Below are 3,788 nucleotides of genomic sequence, written 5' to 3'. Positions count from 1 at the left end.
AGATATTGGTAACCATCTTGTCGAAGATTCTCTTTTAATGATGCGGTAAACTCTGCGCTCTAAAAAACAGTTTAGGGACAAACTATGAGCAGCGTTGTAGATCAGGAGCAATTGATGAATTCGAAACGAACAGCAACACCCAGCAAAGTACTGTGTATTGGGCGCAATTATGTTGATCACATCGAAGAGCTTAATAATGTTATCCCTGACTCTATGGTGGTGTTTAATAAGCCGAGCACTAGCGTTACGTCTTCTCTATCATCTTTCCATCAAGAAACGTTACATTATGAAGCTGAAATCTGCTTCATTGTTGAAAACGGTGAATACTCTGCCGTGGGGCTAGGTTTAGACCTTACCAAACGCGAGTTACAAAGTAGTTTGAAGGCGAAAGGTCTGCCTTGGGAGCGTGCTAAAGCTTTTGATGGTTCTGCTGTTTTTAGTCGCTTTGTTCCCATAGATAACTTGGACCTATCTGACTTAAACATAGAGTTATTTATTAACTGTGTCCGCGTTCAAAAAGGGCATGTTGAACAGATGCTTTATTCCCCACAGACCATCCTCGAAGAGTTATCTTCTTATACGACTTTGCTTGACGGTGATGTTGTGATGACGGGCACTCCGAAAGGTGTTGGAGAGGTACATCAAGGTGATATTTTCCTTGGTCGTCTAAAGTGTGGTGAAACCACTGTGATTGAGATCGAGTGGGTAGCACGTTAATTAGTCTTTTGTATTTAGTTAATAAATTGGTTTTACTGTTTATTAATGGTGTTTAATTCGATTGATTTAACACCTAGCAACTGATTGCATCTGGAAGGGTGTTAGTAATTGATATAAAATTCGCCTCCATTTTTATCAATACTGAAACCCATGATCGATTTAACCATCCTACCTGTTTACCTGACGGCCGTTGTAGCTCTTCTCCTTTTACCAGGCCCTGATATGTTACTCATCGCAAGCTCAAGCATGAGCTATGGCCGTAAAGTCGGTGTGTTTGCGAGCTTAGGTAATGCGACTTCTGGAATTATCCTGACAGTATTGGCAGCAATGGGCGTTTCAGCATTGATTGCGATGAGTCCAGTGGCTTTAAAAGCTCTTCATCTATTAGGCGGTGCATACTTATTAAAGATGGGGTGGGATTGTCTTCGAACAGAACAGGGCAATGCGCCTGAGTTAAGCGATAACCGTGCTGCAAAAGCGTACTACCAACGAGCACTTATTAGTAACCTGCTTAATCCTAAAGCGTTGGTTTTTTTCGTGATGTTCTTACCGCAGTTTGTATCGACGAGTATTGAAGCGACTTCGGGCGAGCAGATGCTCGTTCTGGGTTTATTGCTGAATGTGCTAGGTTTGACGTTCAACTTTTTACTTGTGGCGTTAGTGGGCACTATTGGTAAATCTTTGGTAGAAAATGCAAAGTTTCGTACCTATCAGCAAAAAGTGATGGGCGGAGTTTTCATCGTGTTAGCGGTGTGGATGTTGTCTTCCTTCTTTACCTCGTAGACTGCAACTCAAACAGTTTATCGGGGTTAGCCGCCGATACAAAAATGGACGCTTCGAGCGTCCATTTTTTATGTCTATCAGTTACATATTGCACTTCATGGAACTGATGTTTTGAAAGAATGATGATCTAAGAGTTCAACTCTTTCTGGTGTTGTTCGATGAGCCTATCCATGTACTCTTCACCGCGCTTGCGAGTATCGTCATAGGTTTCTGTCCCTTCGAACTTTGTTACCGTCTCATAATAAACCTTAACTTTTGGTTCTGTTCCTGAAGGGCGGACGATAATGCGTGAACCATCCTCGAGATGATAGATGAGTACGTCACTTACTGGCAGGTTAATCGCTTCGGTAGCCCCACCGACAATAAAGCGCAAAGAAGACTGCAGATCTTCAATCACAGAGATAGCGACACCGTTTATTGCTTTAGGTTGTGCCGCTCGGAGTTTAGAACCAATCGATGGTGAATCTGGGTCTAGGGCAATACTTCGTTGCGCGTTGGTATGAACCCCATGTTCAAATGAAATTTGAGCGAGAAGATCCCAAACGGTTCGCCCTTGAGATTTTAACTCCTCAACCAGTTGAGCAAACACGACGATAGCAGACAGCCCATCTTTGTCTCGTACCTGAGTACCAATTGTGTAGCCTAACGCTTCTTCATAGGCGAACAAGAACTCGTTTTTCTCATCTTCTAATTGCATGCCAATATTCGCTAACCATTTAAAGCCAGTCAGCGTTTGGAAGTAAGTCGCACCATGGGATTGAGCCACTTTCTCAAGTAGAGTTGAAGATACGATACTGTTACCAACTAACTGGTTTTTAGTGTGTGGCTTTGATAGCAAGTAGTGCGCGAATAACACACCCACTTGGTCACCCGTGAGCATTTTGTACGAGTCATCTTCAGTTCTAACTTTATCATCGGTTCGAACGGCAACGGCAAATCGGTCTGCATCTGGGTCATTAGCGCAAGCGATGTCGGCATCGACACTTTTTGCTAAGTTAACCACAAGATCCATCGCGCCTTTTTCTTCCGGATTGGGGAAGTTTACGGTTGGGAAGTGACCATCTGGTTCTCTCTGTTCGGCAACACTGAACACCTTATGGAAACCAGAATCATGAAGTAGATCTTCCGCCATTTGTGCGCCGACACCATGCATAGCGGTATAGGTGATGGTGGTGTTCGCCGATTCGATCTCTTTACTCACGTGTGGACTCTGGTTGATAGCAGCACGATAGGTCTGATAGTAACCTTCAGTTAACCATACCAACTTACCTTGTGTTTCAGCGTCACTAAGGCTCATCAATGGGATGGGCTTGGTCGATGCGATATCTATTTCAGCAGCAATGCCTGCATCATGAGGGGGAATGATTTGAGCGCCATTCTCCCAGTACACTTTGAAGCCATTGTACTCCGGCGGGTTGTGGCTCGCCGTCACGACAACCGCCGCCGCCGCGTTGAAGTGCTCAATACCAAAGGCAACGATAGGTGTCGCTGCAACATTCGAAGTTAGGTAAACCTTAATACCTAAAGCGGTGAGTACAGAAGCTGTATCAATCGCGAATTGCTTTGAATCTAAACGACCGTCGTAGCCAACCACTACACCACGCATAGAGGCATTTTCGACATGTTCAATTAAATAGTGGCCAAGGCCTGTGGCTGTTTCTTGTATGACCAAGCGGTTCATTCTATTTGGGCCGCATCCGACTTTGCCGCGCAGTCCCGCCGTTCCGAATTCTAATCGTTGAATAAAGCGGTCTTCAAGTTCGTCGTGCATTCCCTCATCGATAAGGTATTGAAGCTCTTCACGAGTTCTTGGGTCTGGGTCTCTCGCTAACCAGTTCATTGCATCTTGCATAATCACTAAACCTTTTAATATCGGGGTGTCTTTCTGTTGATTTAATTTAAATGATACTGATTATCATTTCTATGAAAGCAATCGTAAAACTCGATTTAAAATAAATTCCAACAGCAAGGGAAAGGCATATGGGTAAAGCCACTTCAAATAATTGACTGTTTAATAAGTAAACTTACCTTGAACAATTGGATATCACTAACTAGCCTTTTACATAAATATAACAAAACTTAACAAGTTCGTCGTTTTTGAATCTTTAGTGGAAACTTACAACGCTTATGATCCGTATCGGTTCTTAAGTTCAGATGATGTCAGCAGCCCGTTTACAGGCTAGCTCCATGTGAGTTGTAGATTGAGATTCAGCTTTTCATGTTCAGCTGGAATAACAATGAATGTTGTCTGGCTCGGAATGACACATAGCTCGTAATGACATGTAGTT

3 protein-coding genes are annotated in these 3,788 nt (G+C 43.4%); 2 read left to right on the top strand and 1 reads right to left on the bottom strand.

The annotated features are described in order from the left end of the window. Nucleotides 1-84 precede the first annotated feature (84 nt). Nucleotides 85-717 carry a fumarylacetoacetate hydrolase family protein gene (locus AB4496_RS14360; RefSeq protein ID WP_009845667.1) on the top strand — a complete coding sequence of 211 codons (633 nt, stop codon included), beginning with the start codon at nt 85-87 and terminating at the stop codon, nt 715-717. A gap of 150 nt (nt 718-867) precedes the next feature. Next, nucleotides 868-1,500, top strand: a complete 633-nt coding sequence (locus AB4496_RS14355; protein WP_009845666.1) for a LysE family translocator — start codon at nt 868-870, stop codon at nt 1,498-1,500. A gap of 127 nt (nt 1,501-1,627) precedes the next feature. Here AB4496_RS14355 and AB4496_RS14350 read toward each other — a convergent pair whose 3' ends face one another. Further along, nucleotides 1,628-3,352 carry a phospho-sugar mutase gene (locus tag AB4496_RS14350; protein ID WP_009845665.1) on the bottom strand — a complete coding sequence of 575 codons (1,725 nt, stop codon included), beginning with the start codon at nt 3,350-3,352 and terminating at the stop codon, nt 1,628-1,630. Nucleotides 3,353-3,788 lie beyond the last annotated feature (436 nt).

The sequence above is a fragment of the Vibrio sp. 10N.222.46.A1 genome (assembly GCF_041473595.1).
GTDB lineage: Bacteria > Pseudomonadota > Gammaproteobacteria > Enterobacterales > Vibrionaceae > Vibrio > Vibrio tasmaniensis_A.
The sequence above is the reverse complement of the archived record's forward strand: the minus strand, read 5'-3'. Positions and strand labels throughout refer to the sequence as shown.

Bases quoted from the DNA above. Each gene is read 5' to 3' on its own strand.
- AB4496_RS14360 (WP_009845667.1), top strand. From the start codon at position 85: ATGAGCAGCGTTGTAGATCAGGAGCAATTGATGAATTCGAAACGAACA.
- AB4496_RS14355 (WP_009845666.1), top strand. From the start codon at position 868: ATGATCGATTTAACCATCCTACCTGTTTACCTGACGGCCGTTGTAGCT.
- AB4496_RS14350 (WP_009845665.1), bottom strand. From the start codon at position 3,352: ATGCAAGATGCAATGAACTGGTTAGCGAGAGACCCAGACCCAAGAACT.